At 65.6% G+C, this 22,081-nt stretch carries 23 protein-coding genes; 7 read left to right on the top strand and 16 right to left on the bottom strand.

All coding sequences use genetic code 11. The features are described from left to right. Positions 1–683 precede the first annotated feature (683 nt). The 14 genes from ccmI to napE are packed head-to-tail and all read right to left on the bottom strand — an operon-like array spanning position 684 to position 11,686. Complete coding sequence (ccmI, locus tag AC1DMA_RS19855; RefSeq protein WP_478126217.1) at positions 684–1,904, bottom strand: c-type cytochrome biogenesis protein CcmI; 1,221 nt, start codon at positions 1,902–1,904, stop codon at positions 684–686. Beyond that, on the bottom strand, positions 1,901–2,335 hold the full coding sequence (locus tag AC1DMA_RS19860; RefSeq protein WP_478126216.1) for a cytochrome c-type biogenesis protein: 435 nt from the start codon (positions 2,333–2,335) through the stop codon (positions 1,901–1,903). The genes ccmI and AC1DMA_RS19860 overlap by 4 nt, the downstream gene beginning before the upstream one ends. After that, the gene (locus AC1DMA_RS19865; protein WP_478145399.1) at positions 2,332–2,853 is read right to left on the bottom strand and encodes a DsbE family thiol:disulfide interchange protein; all 522 of its coding nucleotides are present in this window, start codon (positions 2,851–2,853) and stop codon (positions 2,332–2,334) included. Before AC1DMA_RS19865 ends, AC1DMA_RS19860 begins: the two co-directional genes overlap by 4 nt. After that, positions 2,850–4,853: a heme lyase CcmF/NrfE family subunit gene (locus AC1DMA_RS19870; RefSeq protein ID WP_478145290.1), complete on the bottom strand. Its 2,004-nt coding sequence runs from the start codon at positions 4,851–4,853 to the stop codon at positions 2,850–2,852. Before AC1DMA_RS19870 ends, AC1DMA_RS19865 begins: the two co-directional genes overlap by 4 nt. Next, complete coding sequence (ccmE, locus tag AC1DMA_RS19875) at positions 4,850–5,308, bottom strand: cytochrome c maturation protein CcmE (protein WP_478126214.1); 459 nt, start codon at positions 5,306–5,308, stop codon at positions 4,850–4,852. The genes AC1DMA_RS19870 and ccmE overlap by 4 nt, the downstream gene beginning before the upstream one ends. Beyond that, a complete protein-coding gene (locus tag AC1DMA_RS19880; RefSeq protein ID WP_478126213.1) occupies positions 5,298–5,444 on the bottom strand; it encodes a hypothetical protein in 147 nt (48 codons plus the stop codon). The genes ccmE and AC1DMA_RS19880 overlap by 11 nt, the downstream gene beginning before the upstream one ends. Next, complete coding sequence (ccmC, locus tag AC1DMA_RS19885) at positions 5,441–6,211, bottom strand: heme ABC transporter permease CcmC (RefSeq protein ID WP_478145291.1); 771 nt, start codon at positions 6,209–6,211, stop codon at positions 5,441–5,443. The genes AC1DMA_RS19880 and ccmC overlap by 4 nt, the downstream gene beginning before the upstream one ends. An 11-nt stretch (positions 6,212–6,222) precedes the next feature. Next, the gene (gene ccmB, locus AC1DMA_RS19890; RefSeq protein WP_478126211.1) at positions 6,223–6,888 is read right to left on the bottom strand and encodes a heme exporter protein CcmB; all 666 of its coding nucleotides are present in this window, start codon (positions 6,886–6,888) and stop codon (positions 6,223–6,225) included. Continuing rightward, complete coding sequence (ccmA, locus tag AC1DMA_RS19895) at positions 6,854–7,531, bottom strand: cytochrome c biogenesis heme-transporting ATPase CcmA (protein WP_478126210.1); 678 nt, start codon at positions 7,529–7,531, stop codon at positions 6,854–6,856. Before ccmA ends, ccmB begins: the two co-directional genes overlap by 35 nt. Then, on the bottom strand, positions 7,524–8,201 hold the full coding sequence (locus AC1DMA_RS19900) for a cytochrome c3 family protein (RefSeq protein ID WP_478126209.1): 678 nt from the start codon (positions 8,199–8,201) through the stop codon (positions 7,524–7,526). The genes ccmA and AC1DMA_RS19900 overlap by 8 nt, the downstream gene beginning before the upstream one ends. 18 nt (positions 8,202–8,219) lie before the next feature. Further along, positions 8,220–8,693 (bottom strand): nitrate reductase cytochrome c-type subunit, encoded by a 474-nt coding sequence (locus tag AC1DMA_RS19905; RefSeq protein WP_478126208.1) that lies wholly within the window; start codon positions 8,691–8,693, stop codon positions 8,220–8,222. A 19-nt stretch (positions 8,694–8,712) separates the two neighbouring features. After that, positions 8,713–11,202, bottom strand: coding sequence for a periplasmic nitrate reductase subunit alpha (napA, locus tag AC1DMA_RS19910; protein WP_478145292.1), 2,490 nt, complete (start codon positions 11,200–11,202; stop codon positions 8,713–8,715). Continuing rightward, positions 11,192–11,470: a chaperone NapD gene (locus AC1DMA_RS19915; protein ID WP_478126206.1), complete on the bottom strand. Its 279-nt coding sequence runs from the start codon at positions 11,468–11,470 to the stop codon at positions 11,192–11,194. The genes napA and AC1DMA_RS19915 overlap by 11 nt, the downstream gene beginning before the upstream one ends. A gap of 48 nt (positions 11,471–11,518) precedes the next feature. After that, the gene (napE, locus tag AC1DMA_RS19920) at positions 11,519–11,686 is read right to left on the bottom strand and encodes a periplasmic nitrate reductase, NapE protein (protein WP_478145293.1); all 168 of its coding nucleotides are present in this window, start codon (positions 11,684–11,686) and stop codon (positions 11,519–11,521) included. Between the two features lie 237 nt (positions 11,687–11,923). Here napE and AC1DMA_RS19925 point away from each other — a divergent pair, with 237 nt between their 5' ends. Beyond that, positions 11,924–12,319: a CBS domain-containing protein gene (locus AC1DMA_RS19925; protein WP_478126204.1), complete on the top strand. Its 396-nt coding sequence runs from the start codon at positions 11,924–11,926 to the stop codon at positions 12,317–12,319. Positions 12,320–12,581: 262 nt separating this feature from the next. On the opposite strand, the gene AC1DMA_RS19930 is transcribed toward AC1DMA_RS19925, so the two are convergent. Next, on the bottom strand, positions 12,582–13,868 hold the full coding sequence (locus AC1DMA_RS19930; protein WP_478126203.1) for an alpha-hydroxy acid oxidase: 1,287 nt from the start codon (positions 13,866–13,868) through the stop codon (positions 12,582–12,584). 195 nt (positions 13,869–14,063) lie between these two features. On the opposite strand from AC1DMA_RS19930, the gene ctaD reads away from it, so the two are divergent. From ctaD to coxB, 6 genes are all read left to right on the top strand, one after another. Beyond that, positions 14,064–16,019 (top strand): cytochrome c oxidase subunit I, encoded by a 1,956-nt coding sequence (ctaD, locus tag AC1DMA_RS19935; RefSeq protein WP_478145294.1) that lies wholly within the window; start codon positions 14,064–14,066, stop codon positions 16,017–16,019. A gap of 67 nt (positions 16,020–16,086) precedes the next feature. Next, positions 16,087–16,611 (top strand): cytochrome c oxidase subunit 3, encoded by a 525-nt coding sequence (locus AC1DMA_RS19940; protein WP_478126201.1) that lies wholly within the window; start codon positions 16,087–16,089, stop codon positions 16,609–16,611. Positions 16,612–16,618: 7 nt separating this feature from the next. After that, the gene (locus tag AC1DMA_RS19945) at positions 16,619–17,065 is read left to right on the top strand and encodes a hypothetical protein (RefSeq protein ID WP_478126200.1); all 447 of its coding nucleotides are present in this window, start codon (positions 16,619–16,621) and stop codon (positions 17,063–17,065) included. After that, positions 17,062–17,919: a cytochrome c oxidase assembly protein gene (locus tag AC1DMA_RS19950; RefSeq protein ID WP_478126199.1), complete on the top strand. Its 858-nt coding sequence runs from the start codon at positions 17,062–17,064 to the stop codon at positions 17,917–17,919. Before AC1DMA_RS19945 ends, AC1DMA_RS19950 begins: the two co-directional genes overlap by 4 nt. Further along, the gene (locus tag AC1DMA_RS19955) at positions 17,916–19,226 is read left to right on the top strand and encodes a c-type cytochrome (protein ID WP_478145295.1); all 1,311 of its coding nucleotides are present in this window, start codon (positions 17,916–17,918) and stop codon (positions 19,224–19,226) included. The genes AC1DMA_RS19950 and AC1DMA_RS19955 overlap by 4 nt, the downstream gene beginning before the upstream one ends. A gap of 30 nt (positions 19,227–19,256) precedes the next feature. Then, positions 19,257–20,234 carry a cytochrome c oxidase subunit II gene (gene coxB, locus AC1DMA_RS19960; RefSeq protein ID WP_478145296.1) on the top strand — a complete coding sequence of 326 codons (978 nt, stop codon included), beginning with the start codon at positions 19,257–19,259 and terminating at the stop codon, positions 20,232–20,234. Here the strand turns inward: coxB and AC1DMA_RS19965 are convergent. After that, the gene (locus AC1DMA_RS19965) at positions 20,228–22,015 is read right to left on the bottom strand and encodes a glycoside hydrolase family 15 protein (RefSeq protein WP_478126196.1); all 1,788 of its coding nucleotides are present in this window, start codon (positions 22,013–22,015) and stop codon (positions 20,228–20,230) included. The genes coxB and AC1DMA_RS19965 overlap by 7 nt on opposite strands. Positions 22,016–22,081 lie beyond the last annotated feature (66 nt).

Genomic DNA, 22,081 nt, shown 5'->3' on the forward strand with positions numbered 1-22,081 from the left:
CAGGCGCTGGAGATACAGTGACCAGAGAAACTGTTGGCTCGACCGGTGAACGGGCAAGCGTCTTCAGGATGACAACCGCAGCGAACGGCAGCTCGCGTCGAGCCATCGCATCGGTCCTCGTGGAAAGGGGCAAACTTCGAATGGCATCCCCAAGCGCGCGTGCGAAGGTGGGATTCAGCCGGATTGAGCCGGCGCGTTGGGGCGACGATAACCGCTTGGACGCGCCTCGACGAGCGTGTTGCCGCCGCGAATCAGCTCCTGCTCTCTCTATGGGGCAATCACCGGCGCGATCGCGTAGGCTCCGTTCAGGTCCCGGACAACTCTTCCTTCGTGTCGTCGAGCTGCTCCATCTGCTCGCGCAGGTTCTTGATCTTGTCCTGCAGTCGTTAGGTCTTGGCTTCGACCTCCGGGGGCTGCGTGCGGTGGGCGTCTCCAGACAGCTGCACGTTGCCTCCTAGCAAATCGGTAACCGCACCCGCACGGTCCCGAGTCCACCGAAGCCTGGGCCGAGCGCCACGCGTCAGGAGCGCGCGCGCCAATCCGCGCAAATGCATTTGCACAGCCGGCATCCATACCCACTTGCTGGACAGTTGGGGCGAAAACCGACTATCGACCAGTTCAGCGCACTGCGGCGGTCGGGCGATATGTAGTGAAGCGTCCGGTCAGGCCCATGTCACCGGCCTTCACCGGATCACCTTGTCCGCCTCCAGCGTGACGGCGTCCTGCCCCAAGGCCACATCGGCCACCGAGCCGGTCAGGTCACCCGGCTGCGGCGCTGCCTGACCCGACCGTGTCACGCGCACCTCGATCGTCACCACGTCAAAGCGCGAGATCGGGAGGTCCGGTGACATTGCCAGGGTGTCGTCGAGCACGAACTTCGCAGGCAGATCCTTGACTTGCAGGCGCAGCACCGCGACCGGCATGCGCCCGGTGGCGGGGGACTTAGCCAGCACGAACACTGTGTCTTGCGGCGTAGTCCTTTCCCGCAATCCCGTGGCAATGGACACGGTGCCGCCGACGCGCTTGCCCGCCGCTTCGACGCGCGGCGCTGCCGACTGCTTGGCCGCGTCCAGTTCGGCGAGGTTGGCGCCGATCCTCTGGGCCGCCTCGGAGTCCGGCGGCAGCAAGGACAGCACATGCTCCCAGCGTTGCCGGGCCTGCACGAGGTCGCCGCGCTTGAACGCGGCCATGCCGGCCAGCGCGAGCGCCTTCGGATGGTCGGCGTCAATGGCCAGCGCGGCATCGATGGCGGCCTGAGCCGGCCCGCCCAGATCGCCGTCGCGGGCCGATGCCAAAGCGTCCGCATAGTCGGCCAGCAACTGAGGCTGGTTCGGCGCCAGCGCCATCGCCTTCTGGTAGGCGACCACCGCGTCGTCGTAGCGCTGCAGGTATTCGTAGGAGCGTGCCAGCACGATCCATCCTTCGACATCGTCGGGCTGGGTGCGCAGCCGTGCGGCCAATCCACCGACCATGGCCTCGACCTCGCCGCCCTCGCCCTCATGCGAGCCCGAGCGCTCGGCCGCCAGCATCTGGCTCGCGGCGGCCATCGGATTGCCGACCTGCAGATACAGCAGTAACGCCGCGGCCGGCAGGCCGACGCTCAAGACGCCAGCGACGCCCCAACCCATCCACGGCCGGAACACGAGCCCGGTGCCCGGCGACGATGGCGTTGCCTCGTCGAGCACCTGCCGCTGCAGTTCGTCGATGGCCTGCGCGCGGTCCTGCGCGCTCAGCGCATCGGACTCGAAGTCCTTCTCGATCCGGGCCAGTTGTTCCGCATGAAGCCTGCGCACGGCATCACCCTGCGCCAGCGGACGCGCTGCCGATGCCCTGAGCAGCGGAGGCACGACGAAGAGCAGCGCCAGCACCAGCAGCGCTACGGCGGACAGCCACAGGACCGTCACGGCGCGTCCCCTTTCAGGAGCGCGGCCGCTCGTTCCCGTTCAGCCGGCGTCAACGGCGCGGGCTCCGAGCGGCCATGACGGCGCACCACACGCCACAGCGCCGCGAAGCCCACTGCGAGCAGCACGAAGGGTCCCACCCACAGCAGCCAGGTGGACGGCATGAAGGGAGGGTCGTAGCGCACGAAGGCGCCGTAGCGTTCCTCGAAATAATCCCTGATCTGCTGCTCGCTGCGGCCCTGGCCGAGCTGCTCGCGGATCTGATGGCGCATGTCCGCGGCCAGCGGCGCGTTCGACTCGGCCAGAGTCTGGTTCTGGCACACCAGGCAGCGAAGGCTGCCCGAGAGTCGCGCCTCCCTGTCCTCGATCGTGCCGGCGGCGTCCGCGCCGTGCATCAGCGCCCAGAGCAGGATGAGGCAGGCCCAACGGCTCATTGCAGGCTCTTCACGACCGGCAGCAGGCGGTCGCGCCAAATGTCGGCGCTGATCGGACCTGCATGCTTGTAGCGAATGCGGCCCGCGCGGTCGATCACGAAGGTCTCCGGCACGCCGTAGACCCCGTAGTCAATGCCGACGCGTCCGTCGCTGTCGACTGCAGACCCGCGATAAGGATTGCCCCAGCGCTGCAGCCAGGTGCGCGCCGCGTCGCTCTTGTCCTTGTAGTTGAGGCCATAGAGCACCACGCCGTCCTTGCCGGCGAGCTCCATCAGCACTGGCAATTCGTCGCGGCAGGGTGCGCACCAGGAGGCCCACACGTTCAGCAACCAGACCTGCCCGCGCAGACCTTCAACCTTCAACTGTTGCTGGGGGTCGTGCAGCAACGGAAGGTCTATTTCGGGCGCCGGTTTGTCGATCAACGCCGAAGGCAATAGCTTCGGATCGCGACGCAAGCCCACCGCCAGCACGATCGCCAGCACGATGAAGATCGCGAAAGGCAGCTTGAACCGCATCAGGCGCCCTCCTGCGGCCGCAACGCGGCCGTGGCGCCGTTCGCACGGGTCTTGCGCGCGGCCATGCCGAGGCGGTAGCGGCGATCGGTCGCCGCGAGCAAGCCCCCGAAGGCCATCAGCAGGCAGCCGGCCCAGATCCACGCCATGAAGGGCTTGACGTGGAGGCGCATCGTCCACGCGGCGTCTCTGGCCGGCTCGCCCAGCGCGACGAAGAGATCGCGCGTTAGGCCGACGTCGATGGCGGCCTGGCTCAACGGCATCTGCTGGGCGCGATAGATGCGCTTCTCGGGATGCAGCGTCACGACCGGCTTGCCGTGGCGCGACACCTGCACCGTAGCGCGCTGCGCGTCGTAGTTCGGCCCACTGGCCGGCGCGATGCCTTCGAACCGAAACTCGAAGCCAGCAAGCGCAACCTGCTCGCCCAGATTCAGCTTGAGTTCCTGCCGCCTTTCGAAACCGTTGGCCATCGTCGCGCCGAAGATGAAGACGCCGATGCCCGCATGCGCGACCAGCATGCCGTACCAACCGCGCGGCTGGCGGCGCGCGCGTTCGAGCCAGCCGCCGGGCGCGCCACGCAGCCGCTGCCAGGCGTGCGCCACAGCGCTGGCCACGGCCCAGGCCGCCAGCAGAAGTGCAAAGGTCGACATCGCCGGCCAGCCCCGCTGGCCGGCCGGCAGCGTGAAGGGCATCAGAAGCGCGGCCACGCAACTGGCAGCGAGGGCCCAGCGCAGGCGCCGCGCCAGTTCGGGCAGCGGCGCATGCTTCCAGCGCGCAATCGGCCCCACGCCCATGAGGAAGATCGCCGGCACCATGATCGGCACGAACACGGCCTCGAAGTAGGGCGGCCCGACGGAGATTTTCTGGCCCGACAGCACGTCGAGCGCCAGTGGATAGAGCGTGCCGATGAGCACCGACATCGCCGCGACCGTCAGCACCACGTTGTTGGACAGCAGCAGCGACTCGCGCGACAGCAGGCCGAAGCGCCCGCCCAGGCCGATGCGCGGCGCGCGCCAGCCGAAGAGCAGCAGCGAACCGCCCACCACCGCGACCATGAAGGTCAGGATGAAGAGCCCGCGCCCCGGATCGACCGCGAAGGCATGCACCGAGGTCAGCACGCCGGAGCGAACGAGGAATGTCCCAAGCAGGCTCAGCGAGAAGGTGCAGATGGCGAGCAGCACGGTCCAACTGCGGAAGGCGCCGCGCTGCTCGGTCACCGCCAGCGAATGGATCAGCGCCGTGCCCACGAGCCAGGGCATGAAGGATGCGTTCTCCACCGGGTCCCAGAACCACCAGCCGCCCCAGCCGAGTACGTAGTAGGCCCATGCGCTGCCCATCAGGATGCCCAGGGTCAGGAACATCCATGCGGCCACGGTCCAGGGGCGCGACCAGCGCGCCCACGCTGCGTTGAGTTCACCCGACAGCAGCGCCGCGATGGCAAAGGCAAAGGCGACCGAGAAGCCGACATAGCCCATGTAGAGGACCGGCGGATGTACCACCATGCCCGGGTCCTGAAGCAGCGGGTTCAGGTCGCGCCCCTGCAGCGCGGGCGGCATCAGACGAGTGAATGGATTCGAGAGAAACAGCAGGAAGAGGAGAAAACCCACGCTGAGCCACCCCATCACCGCGAGCACGCGCGCGACGTAGGCCTCGGGCAATTGCCGACTGAACAGCGCCACCGCCACGGTCCATGCACTCAGCAGGCAGAGCCACAGCAGCATTGAGCCTTCGTGCCCGCCCCACACGGCCGCAAACCGGTAGGCGGCGGGCAGGTCGGCATGCGAGTTCGACGCCACGTAGAGAACGGAGAAGTCGTTGTCCAGGAAGCACCATGCGAGGCACGCGAAGGCGATGGCCGCGAAGATGAATTGGCCGAGCGCCGCCGGGCGCGCCAGCCGGATCCAGCCGGTCACGCCCCAGTGCGCACCCGCCAGCGGCAGGCTGCCCTGCACCATCGCCACCAGCAGAGCCAGCACCAGGCTGAAGACGCCGAGCTCGGGGATCATTGGGGCGCCTCCAGCGTCGGCGCCGTGTGGGACTGCCGCGCCTGCTCCAGGGCCCCCGCAGCCTCGGGCGGCATATAGTTCTCGTCGTGCTTGGCCAGCACCTGGGTTGCCTCGAAGGAGCCGTCGGGCAGCAATCGGCCCGCCACCACCACGCCCTTGCCTTCGCGGAACAGGTCCGGCAACAGACCGCGGTAGCTCACCGGCACGCGCTGCGCCAGATCAGTCACCACGAAGCGGACTGTCAAGCCGTCATGGCCCCGCTGCACCGAGCCGTTCTCCACCACCCCGCCGATGCGGAAGGCGCCATGGCGCGGCGCGGCGCTGGCAGCGACCTGGCTCGGGCTGAAGAAGAAGACGAGGTTCGAGCGCAGCGCGTTCAGCACCAGCAGCGCGGCGAGCCCGAACGCCAGCAGTCCGGAGCCGATGATCGCCAGGCGCCGCGTCCTAGGCTTCATCGTGCAGCTCCGAAGGTAATAACGTTCGGGATTGAGCGCGGCAGCGGCGCACGAGCATCCAGACCTCGGCGGCGATCAGCACCGAAGTGACACCGTAGGCTGCGAGGAGGTACAGGGTCGGGTCGCTGCCGCTCATCGCCGCCTCGCCAAGGTGTCGCGCTCCACGATCAGGCAGCGAACGCGCGCCAGCACCACCGCCACCGAATAGGCCCAGCATGCGCCCGCCATCAGCAGCATGCCCGCGAGCATGGTGTGCGCCATCGCGGGCGCGGCCGTGAAGCTGATCGACGCGCCCTGGTGCAGGGTGTTCCACCACTGCACCGAAAAATAGATGATAGGCACGTTGACCACGCCGGCCAGCAGCAGGATCGCGCCGCCGCGGTCCGCGCGCCGTGGATCGTCGACGGCCGACACCAGGCCCAGGTAGCCCAAATAGAGAAAGAGCAGGATCAGCTCGGAAGTCAGCCGCGCATCCCACACCCACCAGGTGCCCCAGGTCGGCTTGCCCCACACCGCGCCAGTCCACAGTGCGATGGCGGTGAAAAGTGCCCCCGTGGGCGCCAGCGCCCGCGCCATCAGCGCCGACAGCCGCGTGTGGAAGGCGAGCCCCATCGCGGCATGGAACGCGGCCACGAGGTAGATGAACATCGACATCCACGCCGCAGGCACATGGATGAAGATGATGCGGTAGATCTCGCCCTGCTGGTGATCGGTCGGCGCCACGAGGAAGCCGAMCACGAACCCCACCACCGCGAGCACCACGGCCAGGGCCGCGAACCACGGCACCATGCGGYCCGCCCAGCCATGAAACACCGCAGGAGACGCCAGCCGCCGCCATCGGCCGCGCCGAGCGGCCGCCGACGGCGCCAGGCCTTGTGGGTCGATGCGTCGAAGCGAATCCATGGCGCGACCGCTCATTCGACCGCCAGGCGCAGGGCCGCGCTCGCCGCCCAGGGACACAGGCATGCTGCCACCAGCAGGCAGGCGCCGAGGAGCGACAGGTGCGGGTTCACCGGCAGCCCCTGGTTGCTGGCCGCGACCGCACCGCTACCGAAGATCAGGACCGGCACGCACAGCGGCAGCACGATCAGCGCCAGCAGCACGTTGCCGCGCAGGCCGAGCGTAAGCGCGGCACCCAGCGCGCCCAGCAGCACCAGCGTCGGTGTGCCCAGCAGCAGCGACAGCAGCAGCACGCCGATCGCCTGTGCCGGCAGCCCGAACTGCAACCCCATCAACGGCGCAACGGCGACCAGCGGCAGGCAGGTGATGAGCCAATGTGCCGCGATCTTTGCGTAGACGATGCCCGTGAGCGAACGCGGCGACAGCAGCAACTGTTCGAGCGCGCCGTCCTCCAGGTCGGGCAGGAAGAGCCGATGCAACGAGATCATCACGGCCAGCAGCGCAGCGACCCACACCACACCGGGACCGATGGCCGCCAGCAGTGCCGCATCGGGCCCGACGGCCAGGGGGAAGACGCTGCCCACGACGATGAAAAACAGCAGCGCGCTGAGCGCGTCCATCGGCCGGCGCGACGCCGTGCGGACTTCACGCCCGATGATCGGAAGGGCGGCAGTCAGCATCGCTCAGCCTGTTCATGTCCAGCGTGCGCGCGCAAGGGCCGTCGTGGCCAATGTCGCGATGGGTCGTCACCACGGCCATGCCACCGCGGCGGGCGTGATCGGACAGGGAGGCGTCGAAGATGCGTTCACCTTCGGCGTCCAGGCCAGCGCACGGCTCGTCGAGCAGCCACAACGGCCGCTGGCTCAGGAGCACGCGCGCCAGGCTCAAGCGACGCTGCTGGCCCTGCGATAGATGGCGGAGCGCCTCGTGCTCGCGGTCCGCGAGTTGCAGTCGTTGCAGCACATCGTGGCATGCGGCATCGCCGCTCGCGCTGCCGGCGACGTGCAGCGAGAAGCGCAGATTTTCGAACACCGTGAGTTCGCCGCTCATGCCGACCGCATGCCCCATGTAGGCCACCTCGCTGGCAAAGCCGGCGTCGTGTGCGCCGACGCGCCGGCTGCGCCAGTGCACGCCGCCATCGATCGGCTGCAGGAGGCCGCACAGCAAGCGCAGCAGGCTGCTCTTACCGCTGCCGTTCGATCCGCGCACCTGCACCACGTCGCCGGGCGCAGCGTCGAAGGTGAGGCCGGCGAACACGCGCCGTCCGCCGCGCGCGCATGCCAGGTCGCGAACGCGAAGACCGTCGTGCAAGATCTCAGCCACCCGTTTTGGCGCCGCCCGGCGCCCCGCCAGCGGGCGCCATGGCCTCGTCGCCTTCCTTGGGAACGACCTGGCCCGGCGTGTCGGTCGGTGCCTGGCCCGGCGGGATGTGGGGCAGCCTGTGGGCGATGCCCTTGTGGCAGTCGATGCAGGTCTTCTCCTTGTTCGCCAAGAAGGTCGTGTGCATGCTCTGAGCGCGCACGCTCTGGCGCGTGAAGTCCATGGACTCGTAGTTGTGGCAATTGCGGCATTCCAGCGAGTCGTTGGCCTTGAAGCGCGCCCACTCGTTCTGGGCCAGCCGAAGACGTTCCTCCCGAAACTTCTCCTGCGTCGAGATGCTGCCGAATATCTTGCCCCACACCTCCTTGGAGGCCTGCATCTTGCGCGCCATCTTGTCGGTCCAGTTGTGCGGCACGTGGCAGTCGGAACAGATTGCGCGCACCCCGGATCGATTGGTGTAGTGGATGGTGGGCTTGAGCTCGGCGAACACGTTGTCGCGCATCTCGTGGCAGCCGGTGCAGAACGCCTCGGTGTTGGTCAACTCCATCGCCGTGTTGAATGCGCCCCAGAAGACGATGCCGCCGATGAAGCCGCCCAGCGTCAGGAAACCCAGGCTGAAATGCACGCTCGGCCGGCGGATGATGGCCCAGTAGCGCTTCAGGAGTTTCATCATGGTGTGGTGTTCCCGCGGCTACTTCTTGTCGGCCCGCGTAGGCTCGGCGGCCCGCTTCGCGATCGTGTCGGCATTCTCGAAGCCGTTGCCCACCAGCGGCTGGACCGGGTCCTGCGCCACGTGGCACTGCATGCAGAAATAGCGCCGCGTCGAGATCTGCGGCAGCACCTTGCCGCTGCGGTCGATGTAGTGCGTGGGACTCACGGGAATCGCCTGCGAGAAATCCGTGCGGGTGCGCGCATGGCAATCGAGGCACTTGTTGAAGTTCTTGTCGATCTGGTAGCCGTCGACGCGATGCGGGATCGTCGGCGGCTGCATCTCGTAACTGCGTGGGCGCCGCACGTCGTCGTTGATCGCGTTGCCCAGGCGCGGCGGCTCCGTGGGGTCAGGCACCGGCACCGGGCCGCGCGCCGGGTCCACCAGGCCACCCGACTGAGCCCACGCGAAGGCGGCCAGGAGGCCGAGCAGCGGGAGGAGCTTGCGTGGGGTCATGCCGGTGTCTCTGGACGGCTCAGACCCTGACGATCTTCACCGCGCACTTCTTGAAGTCCGTCTGGAAGGAAATGGGATCGGTCGCATCCAGCGTGACCTTGTTGATCAACTGGCTCGCATCGAACCACGGCACGAACACCAGCCCGCGCGGCGGCTTGTTGCGGCCCCGCGTCTCCACCCGCGTGCGCATGCTCCCGCGCCGCGAACTGATCTCCACCTCGATGCCGCGCCGCACGCCCAGGGCCCGCGCGTCTTCCGGATGCATGTAGCACACGGCGTTGGGCACCGCCTTGTGCAGTTCGGGCACACGTCGCGTCATTGAGCCCGAGTGCCAGTGCTCCAGCACACGGCCGGTCGACAGCCAGAACGGAAAGTCCTTGTCGGGCGACTCCGGCGGCGGCTCGTAGGGGAGCGCGAAGATCAGCGCCTTGCCGTCCGGGTGGCCATAGAACTGGAATCCGGTGCCGGCCTTGACGTAGGGGTCCGAGCCTTCGCGGTAGCGCCACAAGGTTTCCTTGCCGTTCACCACGGGCCATCGCAGGCCGCGGACCTGGTGATAGGTCTCGAAGGGCGCGAGGTCGTGGCCATGGCCGCGTCCGAAGGCGGCGTACTCCTCGAACAGGCCCTTCTGCGCGTAAAAGCCGAAAGCCTTTGCCTCGTCGTTGTCGTAGCCAGCCTCGATCATAGAGTTCGGGAACTTGTCGACCTGCCCGTTGCGGAAGAGCACGTCGAACAAGGTCTTGCCCCGAAGCTCGGGCTTCTTGGCGATCAGTTCCTCGGGCCACACTTCCTCGACCGTGAAGCGCTTGGAGAACTCCATCAACTGCCAGAGGTCGGACCGCGCTTCGCCGGGCGCGCTGACCAGCTGGTGCCAGAACTGCGTGCGACGTTCGGCATTGCCGTAGGCGCCCTCTTTCTCGACCCACATCGCTGCCGGCAGGATCAGGTCGGCACTCAGCGCGGTCACGGTCGGGTAGACATCCGACACCACGATGAAGTTGTCGGGGTTCCGGTAGCCCGGGTAGCCTTCCTCCTTCAGATTGGCCGCCGCCTGCATGTTGTTGTTGACCATCACCCAGTAGGCGTTGAGCTTGCCGTCCTTCAGCATGCGGTTCTGCAGCACCGCGTGGAAGCCGGGCTTGTCAGGGATGGTGCCTTCGGGCAGCTTCCAGATGTGCTCCGCCTCGGCCCGGTGCTTCGGATTGGTCACCACCATGTCGGCCGGCAGCCGGTGAGAGAAGGTGCCGACCTCGCGCGCGGTGCCGCAGGCCGATGGCTGGCCGGTCAGCGAGAAGGGACTGTTGCCCGGTGTCGCGATCTTGCCGGTGAGCAGATGGATGTTGTAGACCATGTTGTTGCACCACACACCGCGCGTATGCTGGTTGAACCCCATGGTCCAGAAAGACATCACCTTGACCCTCGGGTCAGCGTACATCTCGGCCAGCGCCTGCAGGCGGTTGCGCGGCACGCCGCTGAGCCTGGCGGTGTAGTCGAGGTCGTAGGTGGAGACGAACTTCGCGAACTCGTCGAAAGTCATCGGCTTGGAGCCGCCTGCGTCGCCGGCGTTCTTGGCCGCCTTCTGCAGCGGATGCTCCGGCCGCAGCCCGTAGCCAATGTCAGCGTTGCCGAGCCGGAACGAGGTGTGCTTGTCTACGAAGTCGCGGTTCACGCGGTTCGTCGTGATGATATGGTTGGCGATGTAGTTGAGGATCGCCAGGTCGGTTTGCGGCGTGAAGGTCAGCTCGATGTCCGCCAGCTCGTAGGAGCGGTGCTCGAAGGTCGACAGCACCGCCACCTGGACGTTGCGCCCGCTCAGCCGCCGGTCAGTCACGCGGGTCCACAGGATGGGATGCATCTCGGCCATGTTCGAACCCCACAGCACGAAGGCATCGGCCGCCTCGATGTCGTCGTAGACGCCCATGGGCTCGTCGGCCCCGAAGGTCCGCATGAAGCCCACTGCCGCCGACGCCATGCAGTGCCGGGCGTTGGGGTCGAGGTTGTTCGAGCGAAAGCCGGCCTTCATGAGCTTGAGCCCGGCATAGCCCTCCCAGATGGTCCATTGGCCCGAGCCGAACATACCCACTGCCGTCGGGCCCTTCTCCTTGAGCACACGCTTGAACTGCGCGGCCATCACGTCGAAGGCCTGGTCCCACGAGACGCGCGTGAATTCGCCGTCCTTCGCGTAGTGGCCGTTCTTCATGCGCAGCAAGGGCGTCAGCAGGCGATCGTCGCCGTACATGATCTTGGAAAGGAAGTAGCCCTTGACGCAGTTGAGGCCGCGATTGACCTCGGCTTCAGGGTCGCCGTGGGTGGCGACCACGCGGTTGTCCTTGACCGCCACCGTCACGCCGCAACCGGTGCCGCAGAAGCGGCACGGCGCCTTGGACCACTTGAGGCCGGCAGCGTCGGGAGCGACCGCCTGCGCGATACCTGTCAGGGGAATGCCAGCCACCGCGCCCGCGGTCGCCGCCGCGGTCTGGCGGATGAAGTCCCTCCTGTCAATGGGCATCGGGGATCTCCTCGTTCATCGCTTCTACTGTGTCCGCGTACTGGTACACCAGCGCGGCGGAAAGGACGCCTTCGGTGCGCTGGATCGCGTTCACTCGGGAAAGCATCGCGTCGGCGCTGTCGGCATCGAGCGTGACGACCAGCTTGCCGTTGGGCGAACTGCCGTACACCCGTGCGCCGGGCATCAGCGCGATCGCGTCCTCGACACGTCGCAAGCGTTTCGGCGTGGCATGCACGACCAGACTGCTGATGTGTACTTCCTCGGACACGTTGGCTTCCTTTTGACAGGTGACTGGTGTGCTGCGCGAGATGCTGCGTCAACCTCGGCTGCCGGGCGGCCCCGCAAGGAGAAGCTGGTACATCCAGACAAGAAAGCCGTAGCCCGCGACGATGATGCCCGCCAGCACTGGCGCCATGACCACGGAGAGGAACAGGAAGCTGCGCAGCTCCTGTGCTTTTGTAAAAGGCACATTCGGGTGTTCCACAGGTCTCCTCCATCTTGGGCTGCCGCAAGAACGCCGGGCCGGGAATTGAGAAAGTCGAATTCATTCTTCACCGAAGGGCTGGCAGTGTCAATTTGCCCTAAGGTGCTACAAGTTCCTGATCGGCGCTGGCCCCGGAAACGTCGTAGCCGCGGTTCGACGCAATCTGCTGTACTTTCTGGGGGGCGAGAGGGTTTCGTCGCACAGTTCCTCACGCAGGCGGATGACCTCCCCCGTCGAATGTCGATCGTCGAGCTCCTTCTTCTCGCGCTCCTTGTCTATTTCGGCCAGGGACAGGCACACCGGGCTTTCCCCGTGCTGAGCGGCGGCGCGCTAAGGGGCATTGTTGATTGCGGGATGCTGGCGCGTGCTCTTCGCACGCCCGGCGCGACGGTGGGCAGCGCCTGCGAAGGCTCAGTGCTGCACTTCGCGCTGCCCGGCGAGAATTGCCGCACGGTCGCCACGCGGATGGCCCGCTATCGGCTCGAGCGGCTTCCGGTCGTCTCCGATGCGGCCTCGATGTCGCTTGTCGGCATCGTGTCGCGCAGCGATCTGATCAAACCGTCGATCGTGCATTTCGACGAAGAAGAAAATCGCGAACGGCTGCGCAGCATGCCCTGGCGATCGCAGCCGTAGTTCGGCCCCCGTGGTCACTTCGCGAGGGCGTCCACCTGGGCGGCTTGCCCCCTGCCACTTTCGTCGTGGTGGTCGGCGGCAGGCCGCGCCCGCTTTGCTTGGAGAGAGCTCGCAATGGTTGCCTCGGGTGTATCCGCAAATACACGCGACATCCGGAAGGCACGCGAGGAATCTTCCCTGGCGCGTCCCACGTGTCCTTTGTAACTCCTTCCTCGTCAGCCCAGCCGCTCTGACCCTCTCTGGGCAACGCGGACGCCCCATGTCATCGCCTTACGGTCAGGTCAGACCGTGACATCTTCCACGGGAGCTCCTTCGTTCGCACGAGCGCTTGAGGGTCGAGCTGATCGATGCTCGGCGCGCCAAGCTGGCCCAATGCATTCATCGTTTCGTCCCGAAGGATGTCGAGGGCGCGAGCCACCCCGTCCGCGCCACCCGCGCAGAGCCCATAAAGAGGCGCACGCCCTGCAAGCACGGCATCCGCTCCCAGTGCGAGCGCCTTGACGATGTCGGTGCCGCGCCGGATGCCTCCGGACATGAAGAGCAAGACGCGATTGCCGGCGATGCCGCGCGCAACGGGCAGCACGTCGAGAGCGGAAACGGCCCAGTCGAGTTGCCTGCCGCCGTGAGTGCCGAGCATGATGCCGTCGACGCCGCTGTCGCACGCACGCCGAACGTCATCCGGATGCAAGACTCCCTTGATGAAGAACAGCTTGCGCCAGCGCGAACGGATCTTCTCTACTGTCTCCCACGATAGCGAGCGGGACATCTGGTCGCGGATCCAGAACGCGCTCTGGAAGAAGCCGCGCTGATCCTTCGGGACGAAGTCGATCACGTTTGCGAACACGGGCATGCCGTGCGTGAGCAGCGTCGATGCGAGCCAGTGCGGATGCAAGGCGGCATCGAAGATCGCAGCGGCCGATGGACGCGAGCGGGTCGCGCGCGTGCGCTCATCCCACTCGCGGTTGCCATAGATCTGCGCATTGGTGGTGAGCACGAGCGCTTCACACCCGCAGGCGTCCGCACGCCGGAGCAACTCCTGCCAGACTTCGTCGCCGCCGAACACGTACAGCTGCCACCAGTGCCGCAAACCCGCAACCTTGGCGACCTCGTCCATGCTGTCGTTCGACATGGTGCTCTGGATGAAGGGAACGCCCACGCGTGCGGCACCTTGCGCGAGTGCGACGTCAGCGCCATGCATGAAAAGGCCGTTCAGACCTGTTGGCGCAATCAGCAGCGGCAGCGCAGCCGGCCTCCCCGCAACGTCGCGCTCCGCACTGCAATGCGCCACATCGACAAGGGTGGGCGGGACAAAACGCCATTCGGAGAATGCTTCCAGCTCGCGGCGAAGCGTGGCCTCTTCCTCGGCGCCGCTTTCGAGGTACTCCAAAACGAAACGCGGCATGCGCCTGTGCGTGCGCGCGCGCAAGTCCTCGATGGTCTTCGCCCTCTTCAGGTCCGCACCGCTGTAGTAGCTGCGGCGTGGCGTGCCGCATAGCTGGGCGGGATCTGACGAAAGTTCAGACGTCGTGAAAGCGGGTGAATATGCCATGGCATTGGTTCCGGCGATGCTTAGGTTGCGGAATCCATTAGGTCATAACATGATGTATTGATTCCCCACCAACGCACTATTCGTCGATGCCCGCTTTGGAACTCGGTGAAGTCCTACATCGAATTCACAGCTTCTGGGTCGAATCTCACCGTCCTCGTTTGCCTGTCGTGATCGCGGACTGATGGAGCAATCGGCATGCACGCATCTCCGGGTTCATTGGTTCGAACGCCGATCATCGGCAAGGTGGAGCCGCAGTCCGCCCAGGCAGAAGCGCTTCGCGCGATTTGGGAGACCAGCCCCGGCTGGATTGGCTGGCTCGGTTCGGTCGACCACAAGGAGATCGGCAAACGCTACCTCGTGACGGCATTCCTCTTCCTGCTCGCTGGCGGCGTCGAGGCGCTCGTCATGCGCCTGCAACTCGCCCGGCCGAACGAGACCTTGCTGACACCTGAACAGTACAACCAACTGTTCACGATGCATGGCATCACGATGATCTTTCTGTATTCGCTGCCCGTGCTCTCGGGTTTCAGCAACTTCCTCTGGCCGCTGCTCCTCGGCTCCCGGGACATGGCGTTTCCTCGGCTGAACGCGGTGTCGTATTGGATCTTTCTTCTTGCTGGCGTGTTTCTGTACGCGTCGTTCCCTCTGGGCGAAGCGCCCAATGCGGGCTGGTTCAACTACGTGCCATACGCATCCCGCACGTACAACCCGGGACCCAACATCGATGTCTACGCACTGGGCATGATCTTCCTCGGACTCTCGACGACGGTGGGCTCGGTCAATTTCGTGGTGTCGCTGTTTCGCACCCGGGCCCCGGGGATGTCGATCAATCGCGTGCCCATCCTGGTATGGGGCACGCTCACCGCTTCGGTCGGCAATCTGCTCGCGGTACCTGCCGTATCGCTGGCCTTCCTGATGCTCTGGCTCGACCGCCAGTTCAATACGCACTTCTTCGACTTCACCGACGGCGGCAAGCCGCTGCTCTGGCAGCACCTCTTCTGGATGTTCGGGCACCCGTGGGTCTACGCGCTTGTTCTGCCAGCCATGGGCATCGTCTCGGACGGGCTGCCGACCTTCTGCCGTCGTCCATTGGTGGGTTACACCGCGGTCGCCCTGTCGACCATCTCCACCATGATCCTGGGCTTTGGCGTGTGGGTGCACCACATGTTCGCCACCGGCTTGCCGCCATTGTCATTGTCGTTTTTTGGCTCGGCCAGCATGGTGATCGCCATCCCGAGCGCGGTGGCGGTCTTCGCGTGGATAGCGACGATCTGGTACGGCCGCCCGGTCTTCAAGACGCCGTTCCTGTTCTTCGCGGGGTTCGTGTTCCTGTTCGTCGTGGGCGGCGTCTCCGGCTTCATGACAGCGGCCGTGCCGCTCGACTGGCAGCTGACCGACACCTATTTCGTGGTTGCCCACCTTCACTACGTGCTGCTTGGAATCAACGTCTTTCCGGTCGTCGGAGGCATCTATTACTGGTTCCCAAAGTTCACTGGCCGCCTGCTGAGCGAGCGGCTCGGCCGGTGGGTGTTCTGGACCATGTTCATCGGGTTCAACCTGGGCTTCTTTCCAATGCACATCTCTGGTTTGCTCGGGATGCCACGCCGCGTCTACACCTACGGCCCGGAGATGGGATGGAACACGGTGAACATGGTGACCTCACTGGGCTCTTTCGTCTTCGCGGCCGGTGTCGCTCTATTCGTGGTCGATGTCGTGACCAGCTATTTCAAGGGGCCGAAGGCGGGGCCGAATCCCTGGGATGGTGCCAGTCTCGAGTGGGCAGTTCCGTCTCCGCCGCCCCCCTACAACTTTGCGGTAATCCCCATCATCGCCAGCCGGCACCCGCTTTGGGAGGGGCGAATGGAAGAGACCGCGGGACGCTCTTCGATCGAAGAAGGTGCACTGCTGAACCATGGCCGGGAGACTCTCGGATCCACCATGCTCGACGCGGTGCCTGACGTGATCCTGCACATGCCAGGAGATTCGCTGACCCCGCTGTTCACCGCGCTGACCTTGGGGCTGGCATTCCTCGGGCTGCTAATGCATTCGGCATTCACTGCCGCGCTCGGAACGCTCGGCTTGGGGTTGACCCTGGCCGTATGGCTTTGGCCGGCGAAGCGGGACGCACACGCACGAGGTGCTCATGGATAGCGCGATGCTCCTTCAACGCCCGCTGCCCATCCGGGGTTCGCGATGGGAGTCGACTGCATGGTGGGGCATGGCGTTCCTGATCCTCACCGAAGGGTCGTTGTTTGCTTATCTTTTCTTCAGCTATTTTTATCTGGCGTCGCAAAGCACCGGCACGTGGCTGCCAAACGGGCCGCCGGATTTGACGAACGCATCGATTGGCACGGTTTTGCTGCTGTCGAGCAGCGGGCTCGCGTGGTGGGGCGAGCGCCGAATTGCGATGGGCAACACGCGCGGGCTCTCGATCGGACTGGGCGCGACCATCGTGGTCGGCATTATCTTCATCGCCATCCAAGGCCGTGAGTGGGCGACCCGGCCGTTTGGTCTTTCCAGCAGCCCCTACAGCTCGCTCTATTTCGTCATCACCGGATTCCATGGCGCGCACGTGATCGTCGGCCTGCTCATGCTCTCTGCGCTGCTGTTCTGGAACTTGACCGGACGCTTCGCGCAGGGATGGCACCTGGAAGTTTCGGTGGGCATCGTGTACTGGCATTTCGTCGATCTCGTCTGGCTGGCGGTCTACGCCACGCTCTACCTCAGCCCTCGCCTTAGCTGAGCACGTCATGGCCGAGCGCGCGACCCACGACCCGGAACTTGAGATGCCGCGACCCAGCCGGTCTCGACCGGGGGCGGTACGGCTGTTCGCCGGCATGGTCATTGCGCCGACCGCATGGTCGCTGCAGGTACTCATCGGCTACGGGTTCGCGGCATATGCCTGCTACCCGACCGACAGGGCTCTTGCTGCGCCCCTTTGGGAGAACTTGCGCACGATCGTCGGCCTGGTTTCTGCCGTGCTGTGGCTCCTCCTTTTCGTGGGCTGTGGCATCGCATGGGGAAACTGGAAAGCCACGCGCTCGCAAAGCAACGTCCATCCGCGCACGACCATCCAGGCGGGCACCGGACGAGCGCGCTTCATGGCCTTGTGCGGGGTCATGGTCAGCGGCCTGTTCGCTATCGTCCTGCTGTTCACGAGCATTGGTATCTTCTGGGTACCGAGCTGCGGGCCATGACAGTCGCCGCCGACGTTGCCATTGGGGGGGCCCGCATGCTGCCACGGGGGTGGGAGCCGGAGCCTGTCGTATGTCTGTTGCTGACCGCCATTGCCGCCATCTACGTCGCCGGACTGATCCGCCAGTCGCGCGAGCGTCGGCTGCCCAGGCATGCGCACATGCGCGCGCTCAGCTTCTCGACGGGCATCGTCGTCCTTGTGCTGGCACTGCTCTCGCCGCTCGACGCATGGGGCGATGAACTTTTCAGTGCGCACATGGCGCAGCATTTGATGCTCATGATGGTCGCGCCGCCGCTCCTCGTGCTGGGACGGCCCGCGGTGGTCGCGCTGTGGGCCTTGCCTCGTGGGCGGCGACACGCGCTCGGCGCCTGGTGGTTGCGCAGCCGGGCATTGCGTCCATTGACTGAAATGATCCGCGCACCCCTGACCGCGTGGCTGCTTGTCAGTGCCTCACTCTGGTTCTGGCACCTGCCGAAGCCCTATGCATTGGCGTTCTCGCACCCGACGGCGCACGCGCTGGAGCATCTGTCGTTCTTCCTGACGTCCATTCTGTTCTGGCGCGTGGTGATCGGCGGCCCGCAGGCGGGACGACTGTCGGCCGGCGCGATCATGGTCTTTCTCATCACATTCGCGATGGAGAACGCAATGCTGGCGGCAATCCTCATCTTCGCGCCAGGTGTGTTGTACGTCGTGCATGCGGTTGCCCCGGCCTGGAGCCCTTGGACCCCTGTCCAGGATCAACAGGTCGCCGGCATTCTCATGTGGTCGGTCACCGCCGCGGTGGACTTGCTGGCGCTTTGCCTGCTGTTCGTCGCGTGGCTTGCGAGCAGCGATCGCAGGATGCAACGCGCATGACAGCCGCGACTTGCCTTCTCCTGGCGCGGATCGCCCTGTTGGTCGTTTGGACACAGGCGGGCGCTGCAGCGCTTGCGCAAGGCATGCCGGCGACAGGCTCGGTCGACGCCGATCTGGTCACTCGCGGTGCCTACCTCGCGCGCCTGGGGGATTGTGCGGCATGCCATTCGGTGCCGGGCGAACCCGCTTTCAGCGGCGGTCTGCCGTTGCATTCGCCGCTCGGCACGATTTATTCGACCAACATCACACCCGATCCCGAAACCGGCATCGGGTCCTATTCCCTGCAAGACTTCGACCGGGCCGTGCGATCGGGCGAATCACCTCGCCACCATCTGTATCCGGCGATGCCATATGTGTCGTTCGCGAAGATGTCGAGCGAAGACGTCGCGGCGCTCTACGGCTATTTCATGCACGGCGTAGCGCCTGTGCACCGAACGCCGCCAAAGACCGCCCTCACCTTCCCCTTCGATCAACGCTGGGGACTGGCCGTATGGAATTGGTTCTTTCTCGAAAAGGGCGCCTACGGCGACGACGGCGCGCGAAGCGCCCAATGGAACCGCGGCGCGTACCTCGTCCAAGGCCTGGGTCACTGCGGCTCATGCCACACCCCGCGCGGGCTCGCGTATCAGGAGCGCGGCTATTCGCAGACATCGAGCCACTACCTGACCGGCGGCATCACGGATCACTGGCTGGCGCCGAATCTCACGGGTGACCCGATCAGCGGCCTTGGCGGCTGGAGTGAAAGTCAGATCGTGCAGTTTCTGAAAACCGGCCACGGGGGCCGGTCCATGGCATTCGGACCCATGAAGCAAGTGGTCAGCGACAGCACGCAACACTTCGATGACGCCGATCTCGCGAGCGTCGCGAACTATTTGAAGTCGCTGCCGCCGCAGCGCCCGGCCACGTCATTCCTGCCGCCTTCCCGCGCGAACCGTACCGTCGAGTGGCTCGACAGCGGCGACGTTCGAGTACCGGGCGCCGGGCTCTTCAACAATTTTTGCGCCAAGTGTCATCAAGCGAGTGGAGCGGGCAACCCTGCCAAGGCGCCGGCGCTCGCGGGCAGCGGTGTAGTGCGCGCCGAGGACCCATCCTCGGTCATTCACATCATCCTGAGCGGCGCCAAGCCGCACCAGGCTGCCGACATGCCGCCGGTCGAGCCCATGCCAGGGTTCGCCGACCGATTCGATGACCGCGAGATCGCGGAGGTCGCGAGCTTTGTGAGGCGCTCCTGGGGCAACGACGCCCCGCCCGTCACCTCGCGGAAGGTGGGGCAGGAACGTGCCCAGATCGCCGCCGAGAAGCCGTGAGTTGCAGACCGACGACGAAGGGGTTCCCAAATGAATGACGCCGTCGCTCCGCTGGCCTACTTTCACACGGCCGGGCCCGCCGCCGATCCGATCACGCGACTCGGCTGGGGCCTCGCCCTCGTCTCGATAGCGGTCGTGGTCATCATTTCGGTGCTGCTGACGCTGGCGATCTTTCGCAAGCGGCTGCGCAGCGAAGAGAATTCGGAGCAGGACGGCGGGCAAGCCAGGATGCCGCTGCACGAAAAAGCGGGGCTGACCTGGATCGCGGTAGGGACAGGCATTTCCGTCCTGGCCCTGTTCGGTTGCGCAGTCTGGACACTCTTCACCTTGAGCGCCGTCGCCGCACCCACCACCACGCCGCGGGTGGTCATCGAGATCCATGGCTACCAGTTCTGGTGGCGTGTGCGGTATCTCGATGCGAATGGGCAGGTGCTGCTTACGACCGCCAACGAGATTCACATTCCGGTCGGAGAGCCCGTGCGGGTGCGTCTTTCAAGCAGCGACGTCATTCATTCGTTCTGGGTGCCCGCCCTCGGTGGAAAGATGGACGCCATACCTGGTCAGACGAACGTGACGTGGATGCAGGGCGATCAGGTGGGTCGATACCGCGGCCAATGCGGCGAATACTGCGGGCTGCAGCATGCGCACATGGCACTCTTCGTCAACGTCGATTCTGCTGCCGATTTCGATCGTTGGCTCGACTCGCAACGCCGCCCGGCAAGTGCACCCGAGCAGCAGAGCATCGCGGGCGCCCGCATATTCATGGACAACTGCGCAGGTTGCCATGCGGTTCGAGGCACCGCAGCACGCGGCGCAGTGGGTCCCGACCTCACTCACCTCATGACGCGAGAGACCATCGCAGCTGGCGCATTGCCCAATGGGGCCCCATCGCTGCGACGCTGGATTGCCCAAACGCAGAGCGTGAAGCCTGGAAGCGAAATGCCGGTCGTGGGGCTCAACTCGTCCGAGTTGGACGCGACCGTCGCGTACCTGGCGACGCTTCATTGATCATGGGGTCTGCTTGCAGAGGTCTGATCCAGGTCGACGCGACGCAGCGCAAGAACGCAATGGATCAATGCGAGATGACTGAGTGTTTGGGGATAGTTGCCGGCCAAGCGTTTGCTAGCCACGTCGTATTCCTCTGACAGGAGGCCAAGCGGACTGCGCAATGCCAGCACGCGCTCGATGGTCCTTCGGGCATCCTCGTGGCGACCCTGCCGGATCTGGCATTCGGCCAGCCAGAACGAGCACGCCAGGAAAGCTCCCTGCGGAATTTGGAACTCAGACAGGTTTCGCAGCACCAGCCCGTCGACTGTGAGTCGCTGCTCGATCAATGCGATGGTGGCGGCCATGCGCGGCTCATCGGCCGGGAGAAAACCGACGATCGGCAAGAGCAACAGCGACGCGTCGACCGATTGACCGCCGAAGAAACTGGTGAAGGATTGCAGGCCTTGGTCGAAGGCTTCCGCACAGATCACCGCATGGATGTGGTCGCGCAAGGCGTGCAGGCGCTCGCGCTCATGAGTTGAACATTCGTCACCGCCCTTGCCACTCAGGAACCGCTGCAGGACCACCCAGGCCATGACCTTGGAATAGGTGTAGTGGCGTGCCTCACCACGACTTTCCCATAGACCCTGATCGGGTTCGACCCAGATACGCTCCACATGCCGGACGATCGCGAGTTCAAGGTGGCGTCCCTGTTCGTTGCGTTCGAGGCCAGCGTCTTCGGCGTCGTGCAGCGTCCGCAGCAATTCACCCCAGACGTCCAGCTGCAGCTGACTGGCCGCCGCATTGCCGATGCGCACCGGCCGCGCGTACCGGTAGCCGGGAAGCCATTCCAGTTCGGACTCATCGAGCCGACGCGAGCCATCCACGCGATAGACGATCTGCATCTTGTCAGGCGCCCCAGCCACTGCCCGCAGGATCCAGTCGCGCCACGCGGCAGCTTCGTCGAGAAAGCCGCAGCCAACCAATGCGTTGAGCGCGAAGCTCGCGTCTCGCAGCCAGCAGAATCGGTAGTCCCAATTCAGTGTCCCGCCCGGCCGTTCCGGCAGTGAGGTGGTGGGCGCCGCGATGAGGCCCCCGGTCGGGCGGTGGATCAGGGCCTTGAGGGTCAGCAGCGACCGGCGTACGGCATCGGCGTATTCGACGGGTCGGTCGAAGCGCGCAATCCAGTCGCGCCAGAACGCCTGTGTCGCAATGAGCGCCGCCTCTGGGTCGACAGGACCCGGCTCCGGCTCATGCGATGCGCCATAGCGCAGCACGAAGACGTGCCGACTGCCCGTGTCGACAACGAAATGGGAAACGACAGCGTAGTCCTCCACGGTGAATTCGGTCGGGCCATGCAGGACCAGCTTGTCGGGTCCGACGCGCATGACCGCGTGGCCGTTCGTCGTCTCCGTCCAGGGCGGCATGTTGCCGTAATCGAATCGAAAAGCGGCGTCCAGCCGAGCACGGACACTGCCCGAGACGCCGGTGACGATCCGCACCAAGGCCGGAGCCCCGTCCCGCATCGGCATGAAGTCGGTCAGGCGAATGGTGCCCGTGGCCGAGGTGAGATCGGTCTCCAGGATCATGGTGTCGCGCTGATAGCGATGCACGCCTTGTTCGATCGGATCTTCGGGTGCGATGGACCACCGCCCGTGCTGGCTCGTTCCCAGCAACGCCGCGCAACAGGCGGGCGAGTCGAACCGGGGCAGGCACATCCAGTCGATCGAGCCCAGGCGCGAGACCAACGCCACGGTCTCGCCATCGCCGATCATCGCGAGGTCTTCGAGCGGCAGGGTCATGGCCCGACACTCTGGCTTGCCGTCCGAAGCGCGAACCGATGGCGGGCGATACACGGGGGCGTCATC

It is taken from the genome of Variovorax sp. 05N34, assembly GCF_056397405.1.

Bases quoted from the DNA above. Each gene is read 5' to 3' on its own strand.
- AC1DMA_RS19930 (WP_478126203.1), bottom strand. From the start codon at position 13,868: ATGGCATATTCACCCGCTTTCACGACGTCTGAACTTTCGTCAGATCCC.
- coxB (WP_478145296.1), top strand. From the start codon at position 19,257: ATGAATGACGCCGTCGCTCCGCTGGCCTACTTTCACACGGCCGGGCCC.
- AC1DMA_RS19945 (WP_478126200.1), top strand. From the start codon at position 16,619: ATGGCCGAGCGCGCGACCCACGACCCGGAACTTGAGATGCCGCGACCC.
- AC1DMA_RS19925 (WP_478126204.1), top strand. From the start codon at position 11,924: ATGTCGATCGTCGAGCTCCTTCTTCTCGCGCTCCTTGTCTATTTCGGC.
- ccmB (WP_478126211.1), bottom strand. From the start codon at position 6,888: ATGCTGACTGCCGCCCTTCCGATCATCGGGCGTGAAGTCCGCACGGCG.
- AC1DMA_RS19965 (WP_478126196.1), bottom strand. From the start codon at position 22,015: ATGACCCTGCCGCTCGAAGACCTCGCGATGATCGGCGATGGCGAGACC.
- AC1DMA_RS19900 (WP_478126209.1), bottom strand. From the start codon at position 8,201: ATGATGAAACTCCTGAAGCGCTACTGGGCCATCATCCGCCGGCCGAGC.
- napA (WP_478145292.1), bottom strand. From the start codon at position 11,202: ATGCCCATTGACAGGAGGGACTTCATCCGCCAGACCGCGGCGGCGACC.
- AC1DMA_RS19905 (WP_478126208.1), bottom strand. From the start codon at position 8,693: ATGACCCCACGCAAGCTCCTCCCGCTGCTCGGCCTCCTGGCCGCCTTC.
- AC1DMA_RS19860 (WP_478126216.1), bottom strand. From the start codon at position 2,335: ATGAGCCGTTGGGCCTGCCTCATCCTGCTCTGGGCGCTGATGCACGGC.
- AC1DMA_RS19955 (WP_478145295.1), top strand. From the start codon at position 17,916: ATGACAGCCGCGACTTGCCTTCTCCTGGCGCGGATCGCCCTGTTGGTC.
- AC1DMA_RS19870 (WP_478145290.1), bottom strand. From the start codon at position 4,853: ATGATCCCCGAGCTCGGCGTCTTCAGCCTGGTGCTGGCTCTGCTGGTG.
- AC1DMA_RS19880 (WP_478126213.1), bottom strand. From the start codon at position 5,444: ATGAGCGGCAGCGACCCGACCCTGTACCTCCTCGCAGCCTACGGTGTC.
- ccmE (WP_478126214.1), bottom strand. From the start codon at position 5,308: ATGAAGCCTAGGACGCGGCGCCTGGCGATCATCGGCTCCGGACTGCTG.
- AC1DMA_RS19950 (WP_478126199.1), top strand. From the start codon at position 17,062: ATGACAGTCGCCGCCGACGTTGCCATTGGGGGGGCCCGCATGCTGCCA.
- AC1DMA_RS19940 (WP_478126201.1), top strand. From the start codon at position 16,087: ATGGCGTTCCTGATCCTCACCGAAGGGTCGTTGTTTGCTTATCTTTTC.
- ctaD (WP_478145294.1), top strand. From the start codon at position 14,064: ATGCACGCATCTCCGGGTTCATTGGTTCGAACGCCGATCATCGGCAAG.